The 24,379-nt window shown below is 54.4% G+C and carries 32 protein-coding genes and 1 tRNA gene; 22 read left to right on the forward strand and 11 right to left on the reverse strand.

Translation table 11 applies throughout. The features are described 5' to 3' along the window. Nucleotides 1-86 precede the first annotated feature (86 nt). Both SynMITS9220_RS03730 and SynMITS9220_RS03735 read left to right on the forward strand, forming a co-directional pair. The gene (locus tag SynMITS9220_RS03730) at nt 87-2,585 is read left to right on the forward strand and encodes a GH116 family glycosyl hydrolase (RefSeq protein WP_186990825.1); all 2,499 of its coding nucleotides are present in this window, start codon (nt 87-89) and stop codon (nt 2,583-2,585) included. Nucleotides 2,586-2,776: 191 nt separating this feature from the next. Next, nucleotides 2,777-4,702 carry an autotransporter outer membrane beta-barrel domain-containing protein gene (locus SynMITS9220_RS03735; protein ID WP_186990827.1) on the forward strand — a complete coding sequence of 642 codons (1,926 nt, stop codon included), beginning with the start codon at nt 2,777-2,779 and terminating at the stop codon, nt 4,700-4,702. Nucleotides 4,703-4,897: 195 nt separating this feature from the next. On the opposite strand, the gene SynMITS9220_RS03740 is transcribed toward SynMITS9220_RS03735, so the two are convergent. After that, nucleotides 4,898-5,377 (reverse strand): hypothetical protein, encoded by a 480-nt coding sequence (locus SynMITS9220_RS03740; RefSeq protein WP_186990828.1) that lies wholly within the window; start codon nt 5,375-5,377, stop codon nt 4,898-4,900. Between the two features lie 24 nt (nt 5,378-5,401). Between SynMITS9220_RS03740 and SynMITS9220_RS03745 the strand changes: the two genes are divergently transcribed. Continuing rightward, nucleotides 5,402-5,899, forward strand: coding sequence for a DUF3122 domain-containing protein (locus tag SynMITS9220_RS03745; protein ID WP_186990830.1), 498 nt, complete (start codon nt 5,402-5,404; stop codon nt 5,897-5,899). Beyond that, a complete protein-coding gene (ribD, locus tag SynMITS9220_RS03750) occupies nt 5,899-7,029 on the forward strand; it encodes a bifunctional diaminohydroxyphosphoribosylaminopyrimidine deaminase/5-amino-6-(5-phosphoribosylamino)uracil reductase RibD (protein WP_186990832.1) in 1,131 nt (376 codons plus the stop codon). The genes SynMITS9220_RS03745 and ribD overlap by 1 nt, the downstream gene beginning before the upstream one ends. Here ribD and SynMITS9220_RS03755 read toward each other — a convergent pair. After that, entirely contained in the window at nt 7,004-7,759 is a 756-nt protein-coding gene (locus SynMITS9220_RS03755) for a potassium channel family protein (RefSeq protein WP_370594362.1), read from the reverse strand. The genes ribD and SynMITS9220_RS03755 overlap by 26 nt on opposite strands. 104 nt (nt 7,760-7,863) lie before the next feature. On the opposite strand from SynMITS9220_RS03755, the gene ftsH reads away from it, so the two are divergent. Beyond that, complete coding sequence (ftsH, locus tag SynMITS9220_RS03760; protein ID WP_186990835.1) at nt 7,864-9,741, forward strand: ATP-dependent zinc metalloprotease FtsH; 1,878 nt, start codon at nt 7,864-7,866, stop codon at nt 9,739-9,741. Nucleotides 9,742-9,793: 52 nt separating this feature from the next. Then, on the forward strand, nt 9,794-10,750 hold the full coding sequence (gene argF / locus SynMITS9220_RS03765; protein WP_186990837.1) for an ornithine carbamoyltransferase: 957 nt from the start codon (nt 9,794-9,796) through the stop codon (nt 10,748-10,750). A 134-nt stretch (nt 10,751-10,884) separates the two neighbouring features. Here the strand turns inward: argF and SynMITS9220_RS03770 are convergent, their stop codons facing one another. Then, entirely contained in the window at nt 10,885-11,085 is a 201-nt protein-coding gene (locus SynMITS9220_RS03770; protein ID WP_255483209.1) for a hypothetical protein, read from the reverse strand. Nucleotides 11,086-11,369: 284 nt separating this feature from the next. Here SynMITS9220_RS03770 and SynMITS9220_RS03775 point away from each other — a divergent pair, with 284 nt between their 5' ends. Further along, nucleotides 11,370-11,549: a hypothetical protein gene (locus tag SynMITS9220_RS03775; protein ID WP_186992296.1), complete on the forward strand. Its 180-nt coding sequence runs from the start codon at nt 11,370-11,372 to the stop codon at nt 11,547-11,549. 27 nt (nt 11,550-11,576) lie between these two features. Here SynMITS9220_RS03775 and SynMITS9220_RS03780 read toward each other — a convergent pair whose 3' ends face one another. Further along, a complete protein-coding gene (locus SynMITS9220_RS03780) occupies nt 11,577-11,810 on the reverse strand; it encodes a hypothetical protein (protein ID WP_186992298.1) in 234 nt (77 codons plus the stop codon). A 395-nt stretch (nt 11,811-12,205) separates the two neighbouring features. Here SynMITS9220_RS03780 and SynMITS9220_RS03785 point away from each other — a divergent pair, with 395 nt between their 5' ends. Further along, complete coding sequence (locus SynMITS9220_RS03785) at nt 12,206-12,436, forward strand: DUF1651 domain-containing protein (RefSeq protein WP_115125315.1); 231 nt, start codon at nt 12,206-12,208, stop codon at nt 12,434-12,436. 64 nt (nt 12,437-12,500) lie between these two features. Here SynMITS9220_RS03785 and SynMITS9220_RS03790 read toward each other — a convergent pair whose 3' ends face one another. Both SynMITS9220_RS03790 and SynMITS9220_RS03795 read right to left on the reverse strand, forming a co-directional pair. Next, the gene (locus SynMITS9220_RS03790) at nt 12,501-12,764 is read right to left on the reverse strand and encodes a hypothetical protein (protein ID WP_186990839.1); all 264 of its coding nucleotides are present in this window, start codon (nt 12,762-12,764) and stop codon (nt 12,501-12,503) included. An 86-nt stretch (nt 12,765-12,850) separates the two neighbouring features. Beyond that, nucleotides 12,851-13,282 (reverse strand): septal ring lytic transglycosylase RlpA family protein, encoded by a 432-nt coding sequence (locus SynMITS9220_RS03795; protein WP_186990841.1) that lies wholly within the window; start codon nt 13,280-13,282, stop codon nt 12,851-12,853. A 112-nt stretch (nt 13,283-13,394) separates the two neighbouring features. On the opposite strand from SynMITS9220_RS03795, the gene SynMITS9220_RS03800 reads away from it, so the two are divergent. The 10 genes from SynMITS9220_RS03800 (at nt 13,395) to SynMITS9220_RS03845 (ending at nt 18,486) form a co-directional block, all read left to right on the forward strand. Further along, nucleotides 13,395-14,177, forward strand: coding sequence for a carboxylesterase (locus SynMITS9220_RS03800; RefSeq protein WP_255483210.1), 783 nt, complete (start codon nt 13,395-13,397; stop codon nt 14,175-14,177). 25 nt (nt 14,178-14,202) lie between these two features. Continuing rightward, the gene (locus SynMITS9220_RS03805) at nt 14,203-14,349 is read left to right on the forward strand and encodes a hypothetical protein (protein WP_186990843.1); all 147 of its coding nucleotides are present in this window, start codon (nt 14,203-14,205) and stop codon (nt 14,347-14,349) included. Next, complete coding sequence (locus tag SynMITS9220_RS03810; protein ID WP_115125394.1) at nt 14,346-14,603, forward strand: hypothetical protein; 258 nt, start codon at nt 14,346-14,348, stop codon at nt 14,601-14,603. Before SynMITS9220_RS03805 ends, SynMITS9220_RS03810 begins: the two co-directional genes overlap by 4 nt. A gap of 14 nt (nt 14,604-14,617) precedes the next feature. After that, nucleotides 14,618-15,034 carry a hypothetical protein gene (locus SynMITS9220_RS03815; RefSeq protein ID WP_255483211.1) on the forward strand — a complete coding sequence of 139 codons (417 nt, stop codon included), beginning with the start codon at nt 14,618-14,620 and terminating at the stop codon, nt 15,032-15,034. A gap of 53 nt (nt 15,035-15,087) precedes the next feature. Continuing rightward, a complete protein-coding gene (lexA, locus tag SynMITS9220_RS03820) occupies nt 15,088-15,711 on the forward strand; it encodes a transcriptional repressor LexA (RefSeq protein WP_186990845.1) in 624 nt (207 codons plus the stop codon). Between the two features lie 89 nt (nt 15,712-15,800). Further along, nucleotides 15,801-15,873, forward strand: a tRNA-Ala gene (locus SynMITS9220_RS03825). A 282-nt stretch (nt 15,874-16,155) separates the two neighbouring features. Continuing rightward, nucleotides 16,156-16,524 carry a hypothetical protein gene (locus tag SynMITS9220_RS03830; protein WP_186990848.1) on the forward strand — a complete coding sequence of 123 codons (369 nt, stop codon included), beginning with the start codon at nt 16,156-16,158 and terminating at the stop codon, nt 16,522-16,524. A gap of 12 nt (nt 16,525-16,536) precedes the next feature. Beyond that, a complete protein-coding gene (locus tag SynMITS9220_RS03835; RefSeq protein ID WP_186990850.1) occupies nt 16,537-16,752 on the forward strand; it encodes a hypothetical protein in 216 nt (71 codons plus the stop codon). Between the two features lie 3 nt (nt 16,753-16,755). Further along, on the forward strand, nt 16,756-17,991 hold the full coding sequence (locus tag SynMITS9220_RS03840; protein ID WP_186990852.1) for a VapE domain-containing protein: 1,236 nt from the start codon (nt 16,756-16,758) through the stop codon (nt 17,989-17,991). A gap of 156 nt (nt 17,992-18,147) precedes the next feature. After that, nucleotides 18,148-18,486, forward strand: coding sequence for a thermonuclease family protein (locus tag SynMITS9220_RS03845; RefSeq protein ID WP_186990854.1), 339 nt, complete (start codon nt 18,148-18,150; stop codon nt 18,484-18,486). A 111-nt stretch (nt 18,487-18,597) separates the two neighbouring features. On the opposite strand, the gene SynMITS9220_RS03850 is transcribed toward SynMITS9220_RS03845, so the two are convergent. Both SynMITS9220_RS03850 and SynMITS9220_RS03855 read right to left on the reverse strand, forming a co-directional pair. Then, a complete protein-coding gene (locus tag SynMITS9220_RS03850; protein ID WP_186990856.1) occupies nt 18,598-19,551 on the reverse strand; it encodes a hypothetical protein in 954 nt (317 codons plus the stop codon). A gap of 80 nt (nt 19,552-19,631) precedes the next feature. Beyond that, a complete protein-coding gene (locus SynMITS9220_RS03855) occupies nt 19,632-19,799 on the reverse strand; it encodes a hypothetical protein (RefSeq protein ID WP_186990858.1) in 168 nt (55 codons plus the stop codon). 256 nt (nt 19,800-20,055) lie between these two features. Between SynMITS9220_RS03855 and SynMITS9220_RS03860 the strand changes: the two genes are divergently transcribed. Beyond that, complete coding sequence (locus SynMITS9220_RS03860) at nt 20,056-20,289, forward strand: hypothetical protein (RefSeq protein WP_186990860.1); 234 nt, start codon at nt 20,056-20,058, stop codon at nt 20,287-20,289. A 450-nt stretch (nt 20,290-20,739) separates the two neighbouring features. Here SynMITS9220_RS03860 and SynMITS9220_RS03865 read toward each other — a convergent pair whose 3' ends face one another. Both SynMITS9220_RS03865 and SynMITS9220_RS03870 read right to left on the reverse strand, forming a co-directional pair. Next, complete coding sequence (locus tag SynMITS9220_RS03865; RefSeq protein ID WP_186990862.1) at nt 20,740-21,144, reverse strand: hypothetical protein; 405 nt, start codon at nt 21,142-21,144, stop codon at nt 20,740-20,742. Beyond that, entirely contained in the window at nt 21,138-21,407 is a 270-nt protein-coding gene (locus tag SynMITS9220_RS03870) for a DUF3104 domain-containing protein (protein ID WP_186990864.1), read from the reverse strand. Before SynMITS9220_RS03870 ends, SynMITS9220_RS03865 begins: the two co-directional genes overlap by 7 nt. A 110-nt stretch (nt 21,408-21,517) precedes the next feature. Here SynMITS9220_RS03870 and SynMITS9220_RS03875 point away from each other — a divergent pair, with 110 nt between their 5' ends. Next, nucleotides 21,518-21,874 carry a hypothetical protein gene (locus SynMITS9220_RS03875; RefSeq protein WP_186990866.1) on the forward strand — a complete coding sequence of 119 codons (357 nt, stop codon included), beginning with the start codon at nt 21,518-21,520 and terminating at the stop codon, nt 21,872-21,874. Nucleotides 21,875-22,589: 715 nt separating this feature from the next. Here the strand turns inward: SynMITS9220_RS03875 and SynMITS9220_RS03880 are convergent. Further along, entirely contained in the window at nt 22,590-22,868 is a 279-nt protein-coding gene (locus SynMITS9220_RS03880) for a hypothetical protein (protein WP_186990868.1), read from the reverse strand. 163 nt (nt 22,869-23,031) lie between these two features. Here SynMITS9220_RS03880 and SynMITS9220_RS03885 point away from each other — a divergent pair, with 163 nt between their 5' ends. Continuing rightward, entirely contained in the window at nt 23,032-23,331 is a 300-nt protein-coding gene (locus SynMITS9220_RS03885; protein WP_186990871.1) for a hypothetical protein, read from the forward strand. Between the two features lie 205 nt (nt 23,332-23,536). Further along, nucleotides 23,537-24,280, forward strand: coding sequence for a hypothetical protein (locus SynMITS9220_RS03890; protein WP_186990873.1), 744 nt, complete (start codon nt 23,537-23,539; stop codon nt 24,278-24,280). Nucleotides 24,281-24,379: the final 99 nt, after the last annotated feature.

A 24,379-nucleotide genomic window follows, 5' to 3' on the forward strand; every position in this document is an offset into this window, starting at 1 on the left:
CTGCTGTGGCTATTCCGGCATGTTCCCTCTGGTGATGAGCGCAGACCGTTCAGGTCTGGCAGGCTGGGTCGACTCTCTGCCTCTGCATGGCTCGGTTTGGACTGACTGCTCTGCGTTCGCTGCTGCGCCGTAGTCCCCGTTCTGAAGCCTGGTGTGCTCCGCAAGCCAGCTGGAGCAGGCCCTTTGGGCTGACCTGGGATCAGCCCTACACGGTCCGTTATGCCAGCAATCTCGACGACGGTCCCAACCACGGCATGCCGCTGGGTGGCTTCGGGGCTGGCTGCATCGGTCGGGCTCCCGATGGCAATATCAACCTCTGGCATCTCGATGGCGGTGAGCACTGGTTCGGAGTGCTTCCCGACTGTCAGTTCGCTTTGTTTGAAGACAACGGCAGCAGCCGGCGCGCCCATGCCCTGGCGGTGAAGCCGCAGGCTGATGCCTCCAGACCGGAGGCGGCTGATCCACTTCAGGCCTGGGACTGGTACCCCGCAAGCACGCAGGAGCGCAGCACGGGAACCTACGCCGCCCGCTATCCGCTCAGTTGGACGCATTACGACGGCGTTTATGACGCCGATGTGCGTTGTGAAGCCTTCAGCCCGATTCTTCCTGGCGATTACCAGCGCACCAGCTACCCCGTGGCGGTGTTCGTTTGGACCTTGCGCAACCCCACCAAGAAGCCGCTCAATCTTTCGCTGATGCTGAGCTGGCGCAACAGCTGCGGTTGGTTCACCAACACCGATGCCTCGGCTGAAGTGCATTTCCGCGATGACGGCAGCCCTGAGCACAACTACGCCCCGGCGATCGGACATACAGAGGGGCAGCGCAACCGCTATGTCGACGATGGAACGTTGCGGGGACTGCTGCTGGAGGGCAATGTCTCCGCTCCGATTGCTGAAGGCGATGGGCAGTGGTGCATTGCAACAGTCGAGCAACCTGCTGTGAGCATTCAACGCTGCAGCCGCTGGAACCCTTCAGGTGATGGCAGTGAGCTGTGGAACAGCTTCAGCGACGACGGTTCGATCCCCAACAGCAACAACGATCGCCGCAGTGGCAGCGATGATCCATTGAGTGCCGCCCTGGCGGTTCGCTGTCAGCTCGCTCCCGGGGAGATCATCGAGATCCCTGTGGTGATCAGCTGGGATCTACCGGTAACGGCATTCGCAACCGGCAGTCAAGCTCTGCGCCGTTACACCGATTTCTTTGGCACTGGTGGTAACCAGGCTGCGGCGATTGCCGCCGAAGCACTGCGCGACTGGAAGCAGTGGAGGGAGCAGATCGAAGCCTGGCAGCAGCCGGTGCTGCAGCGCAGTGAGTTGCCCGAGCCGTTAAGGATGGCACTGTTCAATGAGCTCTACGACCTCTGCAGTGGAGGCAGCCTCTGGAGTGCGGCATCACCGGAGGATCCCCACGGTCGTTTCGGCGTACTGGAGTGCCTCGACTACGCCTGGTATGAAAGCTTGGACGTGCGCCTCTATGGCTCCTTTGCCTTGCTGCAGCTCTGGCCGGAGCTGGATAAATCGGTGTTGCGTAGCTTCGCGCGTGCCATCCCTGCGGCCGATGCAACTCAGCGACCGATTGGTTGGTATTTCACCCAGGGCAAGGGCCGGGTGGAAGCTGATCGCAAGGTGAAGGGCGCAACCCCGCATGATCTCGGCGCTCCCAATGAGCAGCCCTGGGATGCCACCAACTACACCGCCTACCAAGACTGCAACCTCTGGAAGGATCTCGGCAGCGATTTCGTGTTGCAGGTGTGGCGCACCTACAAGCTGGCCCCCAGCGGCGAAGATCTGAGTTTTCTGGCGGAGTGCTGGCCAGCTGCCGTTGAAGCGCTGCGCTACCTGAAAACCTTTGATGTGAACAATGATGGTCTGCCGGATAACGGCGGAGCGCCGGATCAGACCTTCGACGATTGGCCTTTGAAAGGTGTGAGTGCCTATTGCGGTGCACTCTGGATCGCTGCTTTGGAGGCGGCGTTGGCGATCGCCCAGACGCTGCAGCTCAAAACCGGATTGGAGACCTCCTCCGAGCAGCACGAGTTCGGCTGCTGGTTGGAGCAATCACGCAGCAATTTCGACAAGCTGCTTTGGAACGGCGAGTTCTACGACATTGATGCCGAGAGTGGCACGCCGGTTGTGATGGCGGATCAGCTCTGCGGTGATTTCTATGCCCGCTTGCTCGGGCTGGAGCCTGTGGTGAGCGAAGCCAACAGCCGCAGCACCCTCAAAGCGGTGAAAGACGCCTGCTTTGAAAAATTCGAAGGCGGAACGTTGGGTATGGCTAATGGTCTGCGCCGTGATGGCACACCACTGGACCCCAATGGCACCCATCCGCTTGAGGTGTGGACTGGCATCAACTTCGGCATCGCCAGCTATTTCCAGCTGATGGGCGAAGCGCATACAGCGGAAGCAATTTGCTCAGCGGTGGTGAACCAGGTGTACTCGGGTGGGCTGCAGTTCCGCACGCCCGAAGCGATCACTGCTGTGAACACCTTCCGCGCTTGCCATTACCTCAGGGCGATGGCGATCTGGGGGCTCTGGGCGACCCAAACTAATTGGGAATTGATTCCCGGTTCAGAAAAAATCTAGATGGTGGAAGTGATATTGGTGAAAAAAAACTGATCTAGTGATTCGTCTTTCAATATTTTATTGTTCGACCAGGTATCGCCACGTGGTGATCCCAAAAGTGCGAACTCTTTCCAAGGACCGCTTTAAGCCTTCACTAGCAGTTGATCTTTTTAGGCTTATCGTTAGGATTTTCAATAGCCTTTCTAGAACAAGTGAATAAGACCGTCACCGTAAATACTGCCAGCCTGTCGCTTGGGTTGGTGCTGTCTTTTGCTGGTTGTTTAAGTCTAAGCGCAAAAGCGGCCAACTATTTTCAAATTATTGAATATGATGGTAAAGAGTATTGTGTTAAGAGTGGAACTGGTTCTTATTATTTTGCCGGCACTAATGTCGATGCTGCGAACTTAAACCCGCCAAATAATACGACAAATGGACGTGCTCTATATTCTGAAGTAATACCAACCAACACTGCTACAAACAATAAAGGCACTCAGGGAGCAGTTACTAATAAAAATCATTGGAGCGCTGCCAGTTCAGCCGTGTCGCCATGGGGGTTCGCGGAGTATCAAACTGGCAATAAGAATAAGTTTGCTCAATCTGTTTCCGAGCAAATACCAAATCTAAGGGTCGCTAGTGGCGTTGGGGGCTCAAATAGATTGAGAGGTTATTTTGAAGGCATATATCAAGATCACGTTAGCGATAACCTGGTAAAAGAATACAAAGTAAAAAATACCGCTTTTGTTGTTGGGATGAGCAACTGCGTTGATGATGAAGGCTCAGATGATATCGGAGAAATAATCGTTGAATTAAATTCTGAAGATCCCAGTCTGGTGGATGCTTTGATGGATAAGCTTGCTGGCTCTAGCGTGGCTGAGCGACGAGAACTCTTGGGTGATGCCACTAGTTCATTGCTGATTCCCCGAAATGTAATTGCTGCAGGAGGATTGGTTACGCAGGCCTTCAGTAATGATCTCGCTGACACAATTCTGGAACGTTTGCCGACTCGTTCTCTTGTGGAAGTTGACGAGGTTGTTGTTGAGACTGAAGAAGTGGAAGAGGAGAATGATCCTTCTGTTGAGCCAGTACGCGGACTGTGGATGAAGGATGGTGAGCTTGATGATCAAGAGGCTTCGGCTTACTTGGATGATACTTTGATTGCCTCTACTGAGCGATTGGAGGTCGGAGGAATCAGCTATGTTGAAGATGCGGATCCAAGAAGTGTTTTTCTTGATGACGGGATGCGGGCCTGGGTGAGAAGTTTTGCTGGCAGTATGTCTCCGTTCAGAACCGGCGGTCTTGAAAAGAACGGTATTTATTATCCCGGCGTTTACAACGATTTTTATTCAACCCATGGCGGGGTTATTGTGGGTGTTGATGCCCCTGTAGCCGATAAGTTGCAATTGGGTGTTTTTGGTCATTACGGCAGAATCTCACTCAATCAGTTTGCTGGTGAAAATACCGGTAAAGGTTCTTGGAATCCATCAGGCTTGGGTGGAGGTTTTTCAGCCTCTTATGTAGATCAAGGTTTTTACGTGCAAGGGCTTTTTGGAGCGACTGCATTTTCAGGAGACAACAAGCGACAGGTTTTTCTTTCTGGAGTGATTGATGAGACCTATACAGCAACAAAGAATACGACGTCTTTTGTCGGCGCTTTGCGTGTGGGCGCTCCCTTGATGTGGGGTAACGCCATTGTTGAGCCACAGTTGACGATAATATGGAATGGCAATAACGACTCTGCATACACAGAAAAAGGGCGCTATGACGCGTTGGCGTTGAAGCTTGATTCTTATTCAGACAATTTTCTGCGTACATCTCTCGGTTCCAAATTTGCCTGGCCGATTGCCTACGATAATGGCAATATGTTTACCCCTTCAGTGCGCGTTGCTTGGTTGGCAGATTGGAACACTGGTAATGGCGATGTTTCTTACAAGCGTGCCAATACAGACAACCCAGTCACAGCAAAAATTCCATCCAATCAAGAGATGGAAAACGGAGTTTTGCTTGAGGCAGGAGTTGATTATTCGATTTTCAGCAGTGAATCATCTTCTTGGATGATTTATGGCAAAGGTGGAGCCAAGATTTGGTTCAATAAATCACCGGACTGGCGCGCCAGTGGAGGATTGACCTTCCGCTTCTGACTCAAGCTAAGTAGGGACTGAAAGCACAACAGTTTCTCATCAGGCGAGCGATTTGATAGCCGATTTGGATTCGGTATTAGCTATTGCCCAGATGTTGCAGCTCAAAACCAGAGCAGCTCTAAACCAGATTGGAGACTTCTGCTGAGAAGAATGAGTTCAGCGGCTGGTTGGAGCAATCGCACATCAATTTGTGGATCAGCTGAGATCAATGTGCAGTGATTTGCTGAGCGGTAGCGTTTTGTGATCGCTCTGGTTGGTGTCTGCCAGTTCAAGGTTGAAAAACAATGCAGACGGGGCTTCGAAGAGGGGGCCCGCATGCCAGGTGCCCAGGTGCAACTTGATGCCCTCGCAGGGATTCACTTTTAACAACCATGCGGCTGAGGCATCGAGCACGGGCCCTTGGGTCTCCGGTGCTGCCAACAGCATCCAGAACGGCCGGCCTTCGGCAGAGCTCAGGCATTGTGTCGCTTGCTTGTGGCATGTCATCGCTGTGATCGGTTGCGGGCGACGTCGAATGCGCATCACGTAGTAACGCAGCTGGCCTGGGCCGAATCTCAGCTCAGCATCCTGGTCACCAGTTGGGGTCATGTCGTCGACTTCACGCAGGCCTGTGCCGCAGGCTTCAAGCCGCGGATCCAGCAAGCACGCCGCTTTGAGTGGTTCATGACTAATCATGGACACACCATCCATGCTCTGTTCATGCTCGCGCTGCGCCGTTTGTTCTGCACTTTGCTGGTTGCCGTGATGCTGCTGCTGCTCACCCCGGCAGCGGCCAGTGCACAGGTGCATGAGCATCAAGATGAAAATGGTGCTCCGATGCTGCGCAGCCTGGAAAGCTTGCGAGATCTCGATTATCAGAGTTGGCAGGCTGTGGCCTATCGGGTAGGCAAGCCGGGTAATCCAGTGGTGCTGCGCATTGTTGGCTACCCGGGCAAGATGCGCCTCGATCACCCCACGTCATTGTTGGTGCAGGCCGGCGTGAAGGAATGGCAGCTCGACGACATCACCCTTGATAACCCTGTTCTGGCCAGCGACGGCCGCGAGGCAGCTGTGGAATTTGCCCTTGATCCATTGCTGAATGACCTCACCAACAAGCGACCGTTACGCCTCTTCTTGCCCGGTGTGTTCAATGAAATGCCCGTGCCTCCCTACGTGGTGGCTGAGTGGCGTGATGTGCAGACCGAGCCGCTGAGCTGATGGCGGGTCTGGCCCAACCGGAGCAGCGTTGGATTCCCTGGATGCGCCGGGCTCTACAGCTGGCGGCTCTGGCGGAAGGCCGCACAAGTCCCAACCCGCTGGTGGGAGCGGTTGTGCTGGATTCAGACGGCCGCTTGGTGGGTGAAGGTTTCCATGCGCGCGCCGGTCAGCCCCATGCCGAACCTGGAGCCCTCAAGCAGGCTGGCGAAGCCGCCCGTGGCGGCACGATCGTGGTCACGCTCGAGCCCTGCTGTCACCAGGGCAGAACACCTCCTTGCACTGAGGCGATCCTTGCCGCTGGCATCCAGCGGGTTGTGGTGGCGCTCACTGACCCTGATCCGCGCGTAGCCGGTGGTGGCTTGCAACGTCTGCGTGATGCCGGTTTGGAGGTGATCAGCGGAATCCTGGAGTCAGAAGCCGCCCATCAGAACCGGGCCTTTGTGCATCGGGTGTGCACGGGTCGTCCCTGGGGGGTGCTCAAGTGGGCGATGAGCCTGGATGGGCGCACGGCGCTGCCGAATGGCGCCAGTCAGTGGATCAGTGGTCCGCCGGCGCGGGCCTGGGTGCATCAACTCAGAGCGCAGTGCGACGCGGTGATCGTGGGTGGTGGCACCGTGCGTGCCGACGATCCGCTGCTCACCAGCCGAGGTCGCCGCACGCCCGAACCGCTGCGAGTTGTGCTCAGCCGCAGTCTTGATTTACCTGAGGCCGCACAGCTGTGGCAGCAGGATGTTGCTTCCACCTTGGTGGTCCACGCATTCTCCGAAACGGTGGAGCCCCAGGCCAACAGATTGGCTGCTTTGCAAGCTCAGGGGGTGGAGCTGCAGAGCCTCGATCGCAGTGAGCCTGAATTCCTGCTGAATGAACTTGCACGCCGTGGTTGCAATCGGGTGCTGTGGGAATGCGGTCCGGGTCTGGCGTCAGCGGCGTTGCAACAGGGTTGTGTGCAAGAGATTGCCGCCGTGATTGCTCCCAAGCTGCTGGGTGGAGAGTTGGCGCGAACGCCTCTAGGCGATCTGGGCTTCACGGCGATGGATCAGGTGCTGAGTTTGAACTGTGAGCCAGGGCTGAGCCTGGGTCACGACCTGCTGCTGAAAGCGCAACTCAGTTCTTGCGCAGCTCCGAACTGAACCGGCCGATCAGGATTCCCATCACCACAGCCAGATACAGCTGGCCCACCACTCCTGTGCTGACCGCCAGCATGCGAGCTAAAGGGTGAACCGGAGTGATGTCGCCGAATCCCAGTGTCGTGAGACAGATGAACGCGAAATAGTTGATCTGCGCAAATGCTGGAGTGAAATGCAGCACGCTGGAATTGCCCACCACATCGACCCCTGGAAGGGCGACTGGCTCGAAGCTGCCGGGCTGAATCGTTTCGACACCACTCATCACCAAACCAGAGGTCAGCCCAAGCAGGAGGTAACCAGCGGCTGCTCCCATGAGCACTTGTGTGTTCACGCGTTGTTCGCTGGCCAGTCGTTTCACGAGGCGTACCACGCTCCAGCCCACCAGCAGGCTCCAGCTCACCACCAGTGGGATGGCACTGAGGCGCCAGTGAACAGGCGTCAATAACCACCAAAGCTGAGTGAGCAGCGCAATGACCCCCAGCGCCTGATACATCCGGTCGTGCAGTCTCAGCACGTGTTTGCGCAGCATCACCAGCTGGGTGAGCAGCAGCGCGATCAAGGCATAACCCAGGTTGCCTAGCCAGGTGATGCGAGGGAAGGCGAAGCTCGCCATCACCAGTAGGCAGAGCAGCAGTAACAACTGATAGATCGCTTCCTTTCTCTGAGTGCGACCGCGTTCCGATTCCACTGTGATTGATTCGCTTACGACGAGGATGCCGAGGTTTGCAGGCACAGGCGAGCATCAGCGCAATGATGCGTCGTTCGGTTCTCCGCCATCGCGCTGCGACCAGGCTTGGGATCTCGGCTTTAGCCTGACCGCAGCACAGGACGTGATTTATGCCGATCCGCGAGGACGACAACCGCCCCAACCGCCGCTTTGGAATCCTCAACCTGGTGCTGATCGGTTTTGGAGTGTTGCTGCTGATTAGCAGCTTCATTCCCAATCAGGGCATGCAGCAGGTTCCACGCGTGCCTTACTCCCTGTTTATTGATCAGGTGAACGACGGTGCTGTGAAGCGCGCTTACATCACTCAGGATCAGATTCGTTACGAGCTCTCTGAAGCCGAAGAGGGAGCGCCGTCGGTGCTGGCTACGACGCCGATCTTTGACATGGATCTGCCTCAGCGCCTGGAGACCAAGGGCGTTGAGTTCGCCGCGGCACCGCCGAAGAAGCCCAATATTTTCACCACGATTCTCAGCTGGGTGGTTCCCCCGCTGATTTTCATCCTCGTGCTCCAGTTCTTTGCACGCCGCTCCATGGGAGGTGGTGGAGCCCAGGGAGCCCTGAATTTCACCAAGAGCAAGGCCAAGGTCTACGTGCCCGACGAGCAGTCGCGGGTCACCTTTGCCGATGTGGCCGGTGTTGATGAGGCCAAGGACGAACTGGCTGAGATCGTTGATTTCCTCAAGTCGTCGGATCGCTACACCGAGATCGGTGCCCGGATTCCCAAAGGTGTGCTCTTGGTTGGCCCTCCCGGAACTGGTAAGACGCTGCTTTCCAAAGCAGTCGCTGGAGAGGCGGGTGTGCCCTTCTTCATCATCAGCGGTTCGGAATTCGTTGAGCTGTTCGTTGGTGCTGGTGCCGCTCGCGTCCGCGATTTGTTTGAGCAGGCCAAGAAGAACGCTCCTTGCATCATTTTCATCGACGAATTGGATGCCATCGGTAAAAGCCGTTCCGGCTCGATGGGTGTTGTGGGCGGCAACGATGAGCGGGAGCAAACCCTCAACCAGCTGCTCACCGAGATGGATGGCTTTGCCTCCAAGGACAAGCCGGTGATCGTGTTGGCAGCCACCAACCAACCGGAAGTGTTGGACGCCGCTCTGCTGCGTCCCGGCCGCTTCGATCGCCAGGTGCTGGTGGATCGTCCCGATCTCTCTGGCCGTAAGACCATCCTGGAGATCTACGCCAAGAAAGTGAAGCTGGCCGACGAGGTCGATCTCGACCGTATTGCTCAGGCCACCAGTGGCTTTGCCGGGGCAGACCTCGCCAACCTCGTGAACGAGGCCGCACTCTTGGCTGCCCGTGCCATGCGCACCAAGGTGGAGCAGCAGGATCTCGGTGAGGCGATTGAACGCGTCGTTGCCGGTCTGGAGAAGAAGAGCCGTGTCCTCCAGGACGATGAAAAGAAGGTGGTGGCCTATCACGAGGTGGGTCACGCCATCGTCGGTCACCTGATGCCTGGTGGCAGCAAGGTGGCCAAGATCTCGATCGTGCCCCGTGGCATGAGTGCACTGGGCTACACATTGCAGCTCCCCACCGAAGAACGCTTCCTCAACTCCAGGGAAGAACTCCAAGGCCAGATCGCCACACTGCTGGGTGGTCGCTCAGCCGAGGAGGTGGTGTTCGGAAAGGTCACCACCGGTGCATCCAACGATCTGCAGCGAGCCACAGACATCGCCGAGCAGATGGTGGGCACCTACGGCATGAGTGAAACCCTCGGACCATTGGCCTACGACAAGCAGGGAGGTGGGCGTTTCCTTGGCGGCAACAACAACCCTCGCCGCACAGTCAGTGATGCCACGGCTCAGGCCATCGACAAAGAAGTGCGAGCTCTTGTCGACACCGCCCATGATCAGGCCCTCACGATCCTGCGTCAGAACATGGCTCTGCTGGAGACCATCTCTCAGAAGATTCTCGAGAAGGAAGTGATTGAAGGCGACGAGCTCAAAGAGATGCTTGATGCCAGCGTCATGCCTGAGGCAATTGCCGCCTGAGGCTTGACGGATTCACTGTTTGTCCCCGATAACGTTCCTTTGAAGTCAGTCCATGACGTCCGCCACCACCAGCGTTGCTGCCGTCCTCTCAGCATTGAGCGGCAAAGACTTCTTGTCGTCGGCGGATACCACAGCTGAGCAGACAACGGCACTGCTCGAGCTGGCAAGTCAGCTCAAGAGTGGTGACCGCCGGATTGATCTCGGCAACCGCGTGCTGGGCCTGATCTTCACCAAAGCCTCCACTCGGACGCGTGTGAGTTTCCAGGTGGCGATGGCCAGGCTTGGCGGCCAGACCGTCGACCTCAATCCTCAGGTCACCCAGCTGGGCCGCGGTGAGCCCTTGGAAGACACCGCCAGAGTGCTGAGTCGCTTCTGCGATGTGCTTGCGGTGCGCACCTATGCCCAGCAAGAACTTGCCGATTACGCCTACTGGGCCTCGATTCCGGTAATCAACGCTCTCACCGATCTGGAGCATCCTTGCCAGGCCCTGGCCGACTTTCTCACCATGCAGGAAGCGTTTGGCGAGCTTCAAGGTCAGACGTTGACTTACGTGGGCGATGGCAACAACGTGGCCCACTCCTTGATGCTCTGTGGCGCTCTGTTGGGCGTCAATGTGCGCATCGCCTGCCCTGATGGATTTGAGCCACTACCAGGCGTGCTTGACCAAGCCCGTTCCCTCGCTGTTGGCGGTGCTGAAATCAGTGTTAGCAGTGATGCTGCTGCTGCTGTTGCCGGTGCGCAGGCGCTTTACACCGATGTCTGGGCTTCCATGGGCCAAGAACAGGAGCAACTCGAACGCCAACAGGCTTTCCAGGGGTTCTGCGTGAATGAAGAGCTCTTGGCCAAAGCCGACTCGCGCGCCATCGTGTTGCACTGCCTGCCTGCCCATCGCGGTGAAGAGATCAGTGCGGAGGTGATGGAGGGCTCCGCCAGCCGGATCTTTGATCAGGCGGAAAATCGCTTGCATGCCCAACAAGCTTTGCTGGCTGCCTTGCTAGGCGGTCTCTGATCACCGCATCAACGAAGTGACTTAGGTCAATAACAAATAACAGAGGCTGGTTTGCTCCAGCCTCTGTTTAATCTTGCTCGAATGTGATCGTCTTAAAAAAAGACCACAGTCATCAGGATCTAGTCCTCAATCAATCAGCTGAAGAAGTTCAGAAGACCCGAGAAATCGATTCCTTTGGTGGATTCGTTGAACCCCCAAACCTGCTGGATGATTCCTTTTCCGGTGACGGCTTCAACGGCAAGACCGATGATCAGGCCCAACATGGCTGCGCGACCGTTGAGCTTTTCGCTGAAAACCTTTTGAGGATCAGGGGTGTTGGGGGATGAAGACGTCATGACAGGACAAATGTTTTGCAGATGTTAACGAAAGTAACGAAGTGTTGACGAACGTTGCCTGGTGCTTTGTCTGCAACATTTGATGCCTTGTAGTGCTGGCGGAGGAGGTCAGCCCCGGAGCCTGGGAGCATGCGCTGGCCCCAGCGTCCATCACTGAAAAAGTTCAAGACGACGGCTCCCTGGGATGGAATTAAGTCAGTTGATGTCGTCGCGTGATGGAAAGCACAAACAGGAGCTGACATGCCCTCTGGTCGTGGTTATCACGCCAGTGTTGCGAAACAACTTTGACTGTGATCTGTACGGCTTCGGCCCAGTCAATCGGCACAGAAATTGCAGACGGCAAGCGCCTGCCCTATCGAGCACCGGCTTGTTCTTTGCGAGCCCTCGACTACGACGAGTCGCAAATGAAAGAAAGCGATCACATCAGGCGTGAACAGCAGTCGGAGTTGATCTACGACTGTTGATCAAGTCAATTCACGATGCGCACCTGCTCAGAGCAGCCACCATCCCAGTAGCAGGCCGATGATCAGGCCCTTGAGCCAGACCAGGGCTGCCATCTGATAGTTGCTGAGGCCAAGTTTTTTCTGAATCCAGTTAAATGCCTGCTCATCTGCGAAGAAGACGGCACGAATAGGACGGACAATCCATTCCATGGAGAGACTCTCGTTCGTCCCATCGTCATTGCTGGCATCGAGGTGCGGCAAGTGATGGTCTTGAGTCGTCACGCCATAGCTGCCTGTGAAGGCGGAGCGGAGTTCTGATCAGGCTGGTGCAGCTTTCTTGAAGTGGCTGGTTTGCTCTGCCAGTGATCAAATTCATTGCACTGCTGGGCTTCACCGCTCTGTCACGACTTCCTTGTGCTCCCAGGAGAGGAACGTCATGACGTCGTGGAATGGTCCTGATCGGGCAGGTTTTGAACTTGATGTCTGCGTTGCCCTGTTGTTGGCTGTTGAACAACAGCACTAGTTCTGGTGTGTTTGAGGCTTATTTCCGTGTTTTCTCTAGATATGGTGCTTATAGGGAGTTTGAAGCTGGCTATTGAGAACCGTTCTTGCAGTTACAAACTCAAGCACCAGCACTGAGCACTCGTTAGACATCAAGTCCGCTGAACAATCAACTGATGACGGACGGTTGGCTCAAGGATCCACAAAAGTTCTGGGCTGTGAGGTTTCACAGGGAGCCGCAAAGTGGCCATAAAGATGTTCGTGTTCTCGTCGATCACGGCAGGAAGTTGTCTCGGGATCAGCCTGCACTGTTGAAGTCGCGTCGCAACATGCGCTATGAGGATGCGATTTCGTTGTACAAGGAGCTGCAGCACATTGGCTGGACTCATTGTGAAGCGGTTTGGTGATCGTTCTTGTTGAGTGAGTGTCGTCAGAACTTTCGTTCCGTCTTTAGCGATTCCTGTGCTGATCTCACTCCAGTACCAGTTTCTGGACCGTTGCGTAGTCAAGAGATTTTGACGCTCTTTTGAAGTATTTGCTGATCTTCCAGTTGAGGACGCTGGCTGCAATATTAAATCCTTTGTTGTATTGATGGCATTTGCATTGGATGATTAAGTGGCCCATCTGAGTGCCGTTATTAACGACTTTAAAATCAACTGCTTCGATATCCCCTATTCTTTCGTTTTTTTGTATTTTGCTGAATTGCAGTAAGTAGTCCAGGCCGGAATTTGCCATCTCAAGTTGTCAATTGCTTGAAGCCTAATCTCGATTTTGTGTTGCCGCGCAGAGCTCGCTGATTTGATGATTCACGAGGTCAGTCTTTAATTAAGCACTTCGATCTCCACGGCTGTCTTGCCGTCGTCGTCAACGTCGAGTGCTGTGGCTGAGCCGTGGGCAAGGTCAATCACTGTGCCTGGCTTGAACGGTTTGCGGTCATTGATGACAACCGTCACGCTTTTGTTGTTGTCGAGGCGCGTGACTTTGACTTTGGTTCCCATCGGCAGGCTGCTGTGGGCTGCTGTCATCGTTCCTTTTTTGAGAACCTCACCGCTCGTGGTCTTGTTGCCGTAGAGCCCTGGCCCGTACCAGGAGGCCTGGCCCTGCACGGCCTCGGATGTTGGCTTGTTGTCTGTTGGCGCACTCTCTGAAGGCACGGCTTGGTCGTTGCCGGCTTTGTCTGTTACAGCTTCTTTGCCGCAGCCAATGGCGCTGAAGATCAGCAGGATTGAGGCGAGCTTGATCAGTCGTTGCATGAATGACATCTGCAGCTGATAACCCTTTGTTGGAGATAGCAAGGCTGATCGCCTCTGTCATCGCTGCTTTTGGCCCTGGGAGTGATGTCGTTGGTTCTGCTGATGGAGCCTGATGGGTTCGCCAGAATCCTGGCAATGCACCGGTGCCGCTGAGTTGATCGCAGCTTCTCCTGAACCTTTCTCCATGCAGGGTGGGCCAATCACCGTTGTTCTCTTGCATGGCTACACCGGGGCCCCAGCGGAGCTGTTTCTATTGGCTGAGGCGTTGCATGCCCAGGGCTTTGGTGTGGAAGCGCCTCTGCTTGTCGGCCATGGAACCTGCCTTGAGGATTTGATGCCTGTTCAACCCCACCAGTGGTTGGAGCAGGTTGATGGCGTCGTTGACCGACTTCTAGATCAAGGCCAACGCGTTGTCGTTGCTGGCTTGTCTTTGGGTTCAATCCTCGCGATTCAGGCCGGAATGCGGCGTCCGCGTGTTGAAGCTGTGATTGCTTATTCCCCACCGATTGTGAGTGGCGATCCTCGAGCCCTGATTGCGCCGCTTTTGTCTCTACTGTTACCTTCGGTGCCTCGTCCTGCCGACGATTTCGTCGATCCTGCAACAGCTGAGCGTCTTTGGAAGTATCCGCGTTGGCCCAGTCGCTGCAGCGTGCGCGTGTTGGGTCTCATTGCCGCCACAAGGAGGCAGTTGGGGAATCTGCATCAACCCTTGCTGGTGATGGCCAGCACGCTCGACAACGTGATCACGCGTCGAGGTGTGGAGTTACTTCAGCAGCGAGCCAGATCTGAACGTGTGGAGGTGCACTGGTTGGAGGGCAGTGGCCACGTGATTACCGCAGATGCTGAGTGGAAAACGGTGGCTGATCAAACCCTGATTTTTTTGAAAGACCTTTAGTGTCAACGCACTCCAAATTTCACCAATGGACCAGCAGGAACGAGACAATTGGCAAAAGGTTCTCGACTCCCTAGAAGCCGCCGGCGACACCGAAAGTGCCTTCTACGTTCGTGCTCGAGCCATTTGTAGTGGTGATCCCGATCCGATGCTCACTTGGGAGGCTGGATCTTGAGCATCGATCCTCTTCAGCAAGGCCTGGAGCAGTCGTTTGAAACAGAACGATGGGGGCGGCTCATTCGTGATTGCGACGACATCGAAACTCTCAGGCAAACAGCTCTTTCTTTGCTGCAGCAAGTCACGCAAATGAAGGTCGCCAGTACCTGGATGGCATCGAGAGCTTCGGAGTCTGAAAACGCCAAGTTGGAAATCTTGGCGAAACTGATCAAGGAACGATCCGAGCGCCCTCAGGAGCAGACAGAACAGTGAGCAACCTGGTTCGATTGAGCACCCTCGCCCTGGCCCTTGCGCTTGGGAGTGCAGCTGCGAACGCTGAAGACTGGTCACCGTCTCCAGAACCGCCGTTCTGGTCGCAAACCCGCCAGACGCTCCAGGCTTCGGGTCAATTAACTCAGCGAACCTGGTTGTTTATGGAAGCGATGGATTCACCAAGCCTGAAAGCTGGCGAATACCTCAGTAATCCTGTGCGGACGTCACTCGGTGTGGAATTCGATGCTGCAGTGCTCATGCAGCGACAGGGGCAGGACGCCTGGAAGGTGCGCGAATTGCGAATGAGAGCACTCTGTAATCAGCAAAGGTTGCAGCGCAGTAGCGCTCAGGGTCAATGGCTTGATTACGTCGGGCGGCAAGACACTTCGGTAAAGGTTCATTGGATTTGCTCGTTGCAAGCACCTGACTGAGCTCTTGCCATCTTGAGTAATGACCGGTACACATGTATTGACGAACATATGAATTGCCGGTGTCTGCTGGATCCCCCGAGCCGCTCACAACTGCTCAGCAAGAGCTCTACGACTGGCTTGCCGACTACATCAGTTGCAACCATCACAGCCCCTCGATTCGTCAGATGATGCAGGCCATGGGCCTGCGTTCACCAGCCCCTGTTCAGAGTCGTTTGCGCCATCTTCAGCAGAAAGGTTGGATCACCTGGCAGGAGGGTCAGGCGCGCACCCTTCAGTTGCTGGGAGGAATTGCTTCGGGTATCCCGGTACTTGGGGCTGTTGCGGCAGGTGGTCTGGTTGAGACCTTTGATGACGTTCAAGATCGATTGGATCTTGCTCCTGTTCTTGAAACCCGTGGTTTGTTCGCGCTCACGGTGAATGGTGACTCCATGGTGGATGCCCATATCGCTGACGGTGATGTGGTCCTGATGGAACCAGTCGTCGATGCTGCTCGTCTGCGCCAAGGAACGATCGTTAGTGCTTTGGTTCCGGGCAGTGGAACTACGCTGAAACATTTTCATTGCGACGGGCTCACGGTTCGGCTGGAAGCCGCGAACCCTGCCTACGAGCCGATCGAGTTGCCTGCTGATCAGGTGCAGGTTCAAGGGAAACTCGCAGCCGTATGGCGACAGATGTAGGCACGGGTTTCCTGGAGGGTTCGCAGCGGCCGTTGCCGTTGTAAGCTTCGACACGACAAAGGCAGGTTCTACACCTCGTCTGCGTTTTTGGGGCCATAGCTCAGCTGGTAGAGCACCTGCATGGCATGCAGGGGGTCAGGAGTTCGAGTCTCCTTGGCTCCATTGATTGAATCCCAGTCACTGAAAGAGTTGTGGCGGAATCTGCCCTCAACTATTGGGGCGAGATTCATGTACTTGGTGTGAACTCTGGTGTGATTCTGGATCTGCTCGTGCTGCTCCCAGCAGCTAAGTGCTTGCGCCAGCTGTCAGTAGCTCGTATGTTCTAGTCAACGTTGCGAGTGGCTAGCCGTTACTGGCACCACTCCTGTCCTTCCGACAGCACGATTCCATCCTTGTGGTGGTCTAACGGCGATTCAACGGTTTCCGCCTTTGTAAGTAATTGGCGTGCGCAAGAACCGTCTCGCATCACCACCGAAGACCATTATCAATGGTCAGTACGTTTTCGTTTCCGCGAAACGTGGTCCTGAAGAACTTCCTGTTGAAGTGATTGAAGACTTGTTGACCACTGACAACGCGTCCGTGGATGACAAGTGGCAAGGGGAGTTACGCCCCTGTGATCGCATTTGGCAGAAGTATCAGGAGCGTGGTGGCAGGGAAGGACGCTGGATGTTTAGGAACGTCAGTACGACGTTGCCTAATGGCATCACCGTTCACACTCGCGGTGAACGGTACTGGGGTGTTGAACCGAATCCGTTTGACGCCCTAACGGAACCTCATTTGCGCGCGGCATTGAAAGCAAAGGGATACCTCTAAGGAATCCTTTCGATGAACTTGCCAACACGAGCAGCGGCCGCGGCTTTGGGTCGTTCGCCTGATTATTTGAAGCGTCTACGAGAAAGCCACGGTGGCTTTCTGGAACAGGGTGTTCATTACTGGCTTGGACACAGCTCCAATGCACCGATCACTTGGGACATTGATGCAGTGCAAGAGGCGATCGCCAAACGCGGCATGCAAGTTCGCGCTCGCAGAGGGGCCGGTTGAGCAGTGAGACATCTCATTAAAGATCTAAAGCTGTGCGTTGAAGCGAAAAAGCGGCTGCTGAAGCCAGCCGAGTTATGTGAGCTTTGGCGAAATGCCTCTTGTCGGCTCGCCTTCAATGAGCTGACTCAGGAGGTTGAGCTAGATGGCAGACATCTGCCGATTGCGGACATTGACGAGGCGTACATCGGTCTGTCTGAGGTTGGTTATGAGGCCAATCCCAAAACAGCTGCTGACACGGTTCTGAAGGTTGCACGGGAAGATTGTTATCACCCCGTGCAGAGGTATTTCGAGGACCTCGAACAGGACGAGTCAATTCGACCTGTAGACCTATCGACTTTCTCGGCGGATTACTTCGGGACTTCAGACCCGCTGTATGACGCGATGTGGGCTGCGGCTTTGCGAGGAGCTGTCTGGAGGGTGTTTGAACCAGGGTGTCAGTTCGACTTTGTTCTGACCTTGAAAGGGGCTCAGGGCATCCGTAAAAGCTCAAGTTTTCAAGCGCTCCTGCCCGACCCCGATTGGTTTACCTCATCCACGCATGACCAGCCGAAAGACATGACAGTGGCACTGCATCGTGTCTTGATTACGGAGCTTGCAGAGTTGGAAAACATCACCGGTAAAAGATCCACAGGGGCTCTCAAAAACCACATCACCACGAGGACAGATCTTTGTCGTGTGCCTTACGGGAGGTCTTATGAGCGCCTGAAGAGGCGTTCAATCATGGTCGCCTCAGTTAATGGCGATGAGTTTCTTCGGGATCACACAGGCGACCGTCGCTTTTGGGTCATTGATCTTGGTCGCCATGTCGTTGATACACAAAGGTTGAGCCTTGATCGGGACCGTATCTGGAAGGCCGCCCTTGCCCAATACAGAGCGGGGGATCGGCCTTGCCTGCAGTTTGCTCAGCAGGCTCTTAGTGATCGACGAAATGAAGCCTTCCGCGGCGAGAACGTCTACCTCTCAGCGGTGGAGGAGAGATGCCTCGGGAAGCTCAAGGCTCGTTCTTGTGGTTTTGACACTCGCTACGCCATCACTGAGTCAGGTGTCTGCGAAGGTCGTCCAATCGGCCAAAGCGACATGCGGCAGATGGCTAAATGCCTAAGAGAGTTGGGCTTTGCCCAGGATCGCAATCCCACCAAGGATTCAGTTACAGGTCGGACTCGAAAATGGCGCTGGCCTGGCACAGACAACACAGATGCCGTTAAGGCAACCTGTGTCGTTTCAACTGAGTCAACGTAAGGATTTGAGCTGATCAGCACTCAGCACAGTTATTTAGACAATTGTGCTGAGCTTTTTCTTGATGAGTAGTGGTCACCTTGATTTTTTGATGTGTTTGTGTGCTGAATTTGGCTTGGCGTTATGCGATGACTACGGCGTGATGAAAACAAAAGCCTGATGTTGATTGCTGCCCTTGCCTCTGTCTTCATTGCCTGCTGCTACGACGGCGACACCTGCACAACCAGCGCTGGTGAGCAGGTCCGGCTGGCCTGTATCGACACACCAGAACTGCTGGGTAAACGGGCCGACCCTGTTCCTGCCAAAGCAGCACGGGACTACCTGCGGGCGCTTGTCGTTGGAAAGGACGTGGGCATAAGGCGCCTTACCAAAGATCGTTATGGCCGCACGGTTGCTGAGCTGTTTGTAGATGGCTCAAACGTGCAACAGCAACTGGTCGCTGCTGGCCATGCAGACATCTATTGGAAGTACGCGCACCAATGCGGGTGGACAAGGTGATTTAGTCCTTTTGGGGGATTTGCTCCCAAATCACCTGCCGTGATGCTGACCACTGCAGGCAAACAAAAACCCCACTCGTGAGAGCGGGGCATTGCGTTGAAACATCGTGGCTCAGAAGGGGCAGCCGTCACCTCCGCTAAGAGGGCTGAGCATTTGACCAGGGTTAGCGCCGATCTTTTCTGTCATGAAGGTTGTACAACCAGGACTAACCTGACCGCCGACTTCGAGAACAGGGTTCAGTGATTCTCCGAAGCTGTTCATCCCAGCGGCTGGTTCGAAGGTTCCAGTCATGAAGCTCGTGCCACCAGGATCAGCAGTGCCGCTGAAGTTCTCCCTCATGCCGAGCTGTGCGTCATTTGGATCAAATTCCAGAGCCAGTCGATCTTCAAACGATGTGCCACTGCCGCTTGTCCAGATTTTCGTTGGACGACCTTCACCGGTGATGGCGTCGCCGCCCTTGATGTCGCCGAGCTTCATAAAGCCATCCACATCCTCATCGACATAAGCATTGGCCTTGCTGGCGATCTTTGCTGTCAGCCAACTCGAACCATTACCGCCATCAGCAGCAGTCCAGTCGATGTTCTCCCTCATATCGAACACCGCATCGTTGGTGTCGTAGTCACCAACAGATCTGTCTTCAAAGGATGTGGCACTGCCATTTGTCCAGACATTCTTTGGACGACCTTCACCGGTCAGGGAATCGCCGCCTCGATCTGGCATGAAGTGGTCATCGCCAATGATCACGCTGCCTTTGGTATCGATGTCTTGAGGCTTGAAGACACCGTTGCCACTGAGGGGACCCAGGATTTGTGGATCGCCGTCGCCAAAGGTCTCTGACAGAGAGTCAACAGGCCGCATGGAATCGGGGTTGATCAGATCAGTCCGGAACTGCGGATGAATGACAACCTTGCTGGCTTCTTGGAACTGCGGATGAATAATGCTGGTGCTTTCGTCTTTTTGAGGCCTGAAGTTGGTCGTTTCGTTCAAGGCATTGAAGGTGCCGGTCAGGTCATCAATGGGCTGACCGGAGAAGCGGGTGCTGCCGTAGTTCGAATAGTGAGGCATTGATCTGAAGGCGGTGGAGGGTTGTTCCCTCTCGATGGACACACCATCTCCGGATTCAGCGTCTGACTGGATGACCCATCTCAACCAGGGCTGTGATGTTGGTCACAGGGTCTTTCGATCGGATCGGGGAGGTTGAATGCAACCCAGAAAAAGCCCATGGAACCAATCACCGCCACCATCGTGATCGTTGCTCTTGTGGCACTGGCTTGCTGAGTTTCACCACCTGGGCTGACAGCGTTTCCAGCCACCTGACTTCTGCATGTTTTCCCAGGCTTCGTTTGCTTCGATGCAGGACGCGATCGCATAACCCCATGACCGCCTGCTTGTGGTGCAGCACTGGCCCGGGGTTTGGACGCCTCGGGCTTTTTCGCAGCGATGAGCCGAGCAACCCGAACGGGGGGAGGCAAGCGTCCGGCAGACCACTTAAGCGGGTGATGCGTGATCAGCTCAGCTGGTGCATTCTGAATACATCGGAGGGAGGACCTCCATAAATACATCAAGCAAATGAAACTTGCTGCTTTCGTCACTGCAGCTGCTTTTATCGGCGGTTCTTCCTTAATCGCAGTTCCTGCTGAGGCCAGGAATGAATCAATAGTTGCTTACGATCCAGTTGTGACATGTGAAGCAAACTATCGCCAAGCCCCATACGACATGAAATGTTGGTCAGAAAAGCTTGGCAAAGAAATAACAATTGGCGAATTCGTGGCAGCGATTAAATCAGGCCGCGTAACTCGCTAGCTCTACCTGCTATTCACGACTAACACCTTCCATCAAGGGGTTCAATGAAATTATTTTCGTCAATTACTGCAGTGTTAGCCATTGGTAGTCTGACAATTTATACTCCAAATTCTTTCGCTCGTTTTCAAGACTCACAAATCGGGTGCAGGGCTTGGGACCCAAATGACACTTATGTAAACGTTCGACGATCCCCCAACGGCGCGCTAGTGAAATCAGTTGGCAACGGAACATCCTTTACGAAAGGCAATGGAAAGTCAGAACCGATTTCAGCGAGAGCAAATGATTCCCAAGGCAGAGAGTGGATCCTTTTCAATAGTCACGGATGGGTTTTAGGATCTTTACTTAGTTGTGACTTGATTAATTATTCGAAACCACTAGCACATCAAATAAAGTTGGCGATGTCCCTGCGGTAACTTAACACCAATCACGCCCCGTCAAGTGTGGTGTTTTTTATTGCCCTGGGAAACTAGCGATCATCAAGGCATTAAAAACCCGGCCTAAAAGCTGGAGAAAGATTAAGAAAAACACGATATTGGCCAACAATATTTGCTTATCATTTTTGCAATATGGAAATTTTACGAACCAATGAGATCTTCTTGAATACCAGTAGTGATCTTCTTTCTGGCTAATCCTCAGATTTTCAAAACGAATGAAAATCTTTGTTTCCACTCTTTTAGTTCCAACCCTTCCAAGGATCCCGTCTTTCCATCGATAATCATCAATCGGAGCCTGCCCACTCTTTGTGCCGGATCTCCATGTTTGAGCTATTGAATACATCTGTGAACTCCAACCAACCCATTGATTCTCAAATCTAGGGCTTGAGTTGCATTGGTCTTTGTTGATGGCAGTCAGCAACTCGGAAGGATGTGCGTCACCAGATCAGCGTTGACCCAGCGGATCACGTCTGAATCCACATCAGTGATCTGGAACAGGTTGTGGACGCTTGGGTCACGGGCAGCTCCCCCGCAGTGGATCACCTGCCCCATCCACCATTCCTTGTCCTGCTTCTCACCGGTCAGGTAATCGTGTTTGACGATCACCGTCATGCCTGGAGCGACATCCAAAAAGATGGGCCGTTCTGACTCTGGTGAGTTGTAGACCCCATGGTCAACAGACACGATTAACTGGTACTGGTGTATTAAGCTAGCCCGTGATCATCGCAGTGGCCTTTTCAGTTCAGCGATGGTGAAAAATTTAGAGGTATATTTTCATAGTTCACCCCAAAAAGATGAGACTCTTTTCTCCCATAGCTCTCCTGTCGATTGCAGGAATATCACTTTTTACAGCAAAAATGGTCAGTGCTAGGCCACATCTTTACTTAGACACTTTTACTCATGGTCAAAGTTATCAAGAGTGCATTGCTAATGCAAAAAAAGTATTACGGGATTATGGTTTTGATGATTTAGAGGAAGATGAGATGCCAAATCGTCGAGTATCAGAGGTGACCGGTTATCACAAAGACGAACCATTGACGGCGGCTATCGAATGTGATCAAAAGCTAGGAACAACCTCTATGGCGGTAAGTGGTCTAGATAGTCAAGTTACGTACAGCATGTATAAAGCTTTGTACAAAGCTCAATGGTAAAAAGTCAAAGCATTGAGGTTGTTGTCGGTATTTGTATGTAATTCGCTAAAGCTCCGAAGCGGAAAAGTGGCGGTTGTTGATTAGTTGTTGTCGATCTCCCGACAAGACAACCTCACACGACCCATTCCCCGCCAAGTGCGGGGTTTTTTATTGCATTGATGTGGACTACCTAAACGGGGGTGGCCGTCGGGTGGAAGCGTTGCCCGCCTGACTTCTGCATGGTCTCCCAGGCTTCGATGGCGTTGTGGCGCAGGTATCACTTATTCCCAGATTTACGCATCGACCGGATCTTTTGCTCAAGAGTCACCATCGCCAGGTTCAATCTGCCGGATAAGGCAAACCAGCAGGCAAGCCCAGTAATGGCAATTGCTGCGACACCCCAAAACAAGAGTCCAGCTCCTGCGATGAAGAAATCACGCTTGCATGCCTCAAAGTCAGGTCCTGGCTTACATGCAGGCTCTATTGGTCTAAATCCTTGATCACGCCTTGCGCCGCCGTAGGAACTTGGCAAGCCTCAATCAACTGCTGCTATCAGGACTAGCCAAAGTCATCGACTAAGTCACTACCTGGGCTGACAAGGTTTCCAGCCACCTGTTTTCAGCATCATTTCCCATGCCTCGATGTCGTTGTTCCTGAGCATGCGCCTGACGACTGGTTGACCACCACCCCGTAGCGGTCTGGTCTCGACGATGACCCACCGAGCATGAGCAATCGGTCACTTCGAGTAGCCCCTGATCAAACAGAGTTTGTAAGCCGAGAACTGAGCCCGGTTTGGTGGCCACTCTTCGCCGTACTGGATGGAGGCGATGCCTCGGTTGATGTTGTCGTCTCCCCAGCCGCCTCCAGCTTTCTGTGCGATGGGGCAGAGAAGTTTCAGGGCCTGTTGACGGGCTTCCAAATCAGGAATCGACTCTGGGGAAGGACCGGGAGAAGGTTCCGCGTTGACGTGACAGTTGGCGCCGAGAGCCAGAAGGACTGCTGCGAAAACCTTCATTGCCGTGGAGGTGTCTGATGGGTCAATTGTCAGTCAGCCGACACCGTTCTTTGGTGCGTGTAGATCGACGAGTATTGGGGCGGGCTTTAAGAACAGATGAAATGCTCTTTCGAGAGAGGTTTAAACCATAGTTGAACCGCACAAACCAGCCAGGCTTGAATCCATGAAACACGTTGCCTTGGGATTGATTTGCATTCTCACCACTGCAATGCCCGCCATTGCTTGGGAACCTGGCGATGACTGGCGGGATGACCAATGCGAATCGGTTATCGATGGAGCCGACAGGGTTGCCAATGTCTGCAGAGGTGTTTACGGGAGGGGAGAAGTTTTTTTGGGGATTTATTGGAATGACGGCGCTGAAGTTGTAGGCCCCTGCAACGCAACTGAAAGCTGGCCTATGGAGTACCGCGGGTTATCACGTGCCGATGCTTATGACTGGCTCGTTGGGTATTGCGGTTGGTGAGCATTGAGTTGTGGCCAAGTAAGGATCATGCATCAGTTCAGCTTGATGCCAGGGAGTTGCAGTGGTGCGCTCAGTTGCTCTTTTCCCTTGGCAATAAGCGCACCCGGTGAAAGCACAGCCAAAAGCACGAAAGGTGTTCGCGTCCTGCATAGAAGCTAACGACTGAGCGTGGCGACAGCAATATGGGAATAACGCGGAGCTATTGATGGTGAATGCCAGTCTGAACTGGGCCTCAATCTGGGGGCTGCTGCTCATGGCCCTCTGGGTTCCTGCCCTCGTGGTGTCGTTGCGACGCTTCGATGTGTCGATGGATCGGGGGCAACCGCGCGAGTCGCTTCAGGGGCTCGGGTTGGCCTGGCTTCTGGTCACCCTGGCCGGACGCTGCATCGCCCTACCGCTTGTGGGATCGATCATGTTTTTTCAGGGGTGGCGGTTGGATCCGATCCTGCAATTCGGATTGACCCTGCTCGTGTGGGGCACCATCGTTGAGTCGATCCCCTCCATTCGTGCGGACCACCGAGCGTTACAGCAACGCTCGGCAGAAGATGCTCAGCAATCAAGTCGACAGCGTGCTCTGGAGCTTCGCCTTCGCGATCGTGTGTGGCCCTGGGTGTTTGCACATGCAGTTCTGCCTTTTGCTGGCATCTATTACGCAATCACCCGGCGCACAATCACACCTTTGCTGTGGGATGCCGTCGCACGATTTGTCGTGCTGCTGATCACGATTGGCGTTGCCTTAATGACTGCCCAGTTGTTTCCATATAAACCTGAGTCATTGGTCTTCGGTTTCGGTGGACTGTCAGATGCCGAGACGGTGAACGTCTGGATTCAAGTGGCTGTGAACTTGGTGTTGATGGTGGCCAATGTGCTCGCTTGTCTTCTGCCTGTGAGGGCTGCCATCCGCCGCACGCAGGCAGATGCGCGTCGCCGTTTGGAAGCCCGCGGTTGACCACGTGTTCTACAGCTCGCTGGAGTTAGTCACACAAACCCCGGGCCTTCTCTCAAGCTTTTGGGTCCCATTTGGCAAAAAAAATCGTGGGTCGTTCGT

It is taken from the genome of Synechococcus sp. MIT S9220 (assembly GCF_014304815.1).
Lineage (GTDB): Bacteria > Cyanobacteriota > Cyanobacteriia > PCC-6307 > Cyanobiaceae > Synechococcus_C.

Excerpts from the sequence above, each read along its gene's own strand:
- SynMITS9220_RS03730 (WP_186990825.1), top strand. The coding sequence starts at position 87 with ATGGCTCGGTTTGGACTGACTGCTCTGCGTTCGCTGCTGCGCCGTAGT.
- SynMITS9220_RS03740 (WP_186990828.1), bottom strand. The coding sequence starts at position 5,377 with ATGATTAGTCATGAACCACTCAAAGCGGCGTGCTTGCTGGATCCGCGG.
- SynMITS9220_RS03745 (WP_186990830.1), top strand. The coding sequence starts at position 5,402 with ATGCTCGCGCTGCGCCGTTTGTTCTGCACTTTGCTGGTTGCCGTGATG.
- ribD (WP_186990832.1), top strand. The coding sequence starts at position 5,899 with ATGGCGGGTCTGGCCCAACCGGAGCAGCGTTGGATTCCCTGGATGCGC.
- ftsH (WP_186990835.1), top strand. The coding sequence starts at position 7,864 with ATGCCGATCCGCGAGGACGACAACCGCCCCAACCGCCGCTTTGGAATC.
- argF (WP_186990837.1), top strand. The coding sequence starts at position 9,794 with ATGACGTCCGCCACCACCAGCGTTGCTGCCGTCCTCTCAGCATTGAGC.
- SynMITS9220_RS03770 (WP_255483209.1), bottom strand. The coding sequence starts at position 11,085 with ATGACGTCTTCATCCCCCAACACCCCTGATCCTCAAAAGGTTTTCAGC.
- SynMITS9220_RS03785 (WP_115125315.1), top strand. The coding sequence starts at position 12,206 with ATGACGGACGGTTGGCTCAAGGATCCACAAAAGTTCTGGGCTGTGAGG.
- SynMITS9220_RS03790 (WP_186990839.1), bottom strand. The coding sequence starts at position 12,764 with ATGGCAAATTCCGGCCTGGACTACTTACTGCAATTCAGCAAAATACAA.
- SynMITS9220_RS03795 (WP_186990841.1), bottom strand. The coding sequence starts at position 13,282 with ATGCAACGACTGATCAAGCTCGCCTCAATCCTGCTGATCTTCAGCGCC.
- SynMITS9220_RS03800 (WP_255483210.1), top strand. The coding sequence starts at position 13,395 with ATGGGTTCGCCAGAATCCTGGCAATGCACCGGTGCCGCTGAGTTGATC.
- SynMITS9220_RS03805 (WP_186990843.1), top strand. The coding sequence starts at position 14,203 with ATGGACCAGCAGGAACGAGACAATTGGCAAAAGGTTCTCGACTCCCTA.
- SynMITS9220_RS03835 (WP_186990850.1), top strand. The coding sequence starts at position 16,537 with ATGAACTTGCCAACACGAGCAGCGGCCGCGGCTTTGGGTCGTTCGCCT.
- SynMITS9220_RS03845 (WP_186990854.1), top strand. The coding sequence starts at position 18,148 with ATGTTGATTGCTGCCCTTGCCTCTGTCTTCATTGCCTGCTGCTACGAC.
- SynMITS9220_RS03850 (WP_186990856.1), bottom strand. The coding sequence starts at position 19,551 with ATGCCTCACTATTCGAACTACGGCAGCACCCGCTTCTCCGGTCAGCCC.
- SynMITS9220_RS03860 (WP_186990860.1), top strand. The coding sequence starts at position 20,056 with ATGAAACTTGCTGCTTTCGTCACTGCAGCTGCTTTTATCGGCGGTTCT.
- SynMITS9220_RS03875 (WP_186990866.1), top strand. The coding sequence starts at position 21,518 with ATGAGACTCTTTTCTCCCATAGCTCTCCTGTCGATTGCAGGAATATCA.
- SynMITS9220_RS03880 (WP_186990868.1), bottom strand. The coding sequence starts at position 22,868 with ATGAAGGTTTTCGCAGCAGTCCTTCTGGCTCTCGGCGCCAACTGTCAC.
- SynMITS9220_RS03885 (WP_186990871.1), top strand. The coding sequence starts at position 23,032 with ATGAAACACGTTGCCTTGGGATTGATTTGCATTCTCACCACTGCAATG.
- SynMITS9220_RS03890 (WP_186990873.1), top strand. The coding sequence starts at position 23,537 with ATGGTGAATGCCAGTCTGAACTGGGCCTCAATCTGGGGGCTGCTGCTC.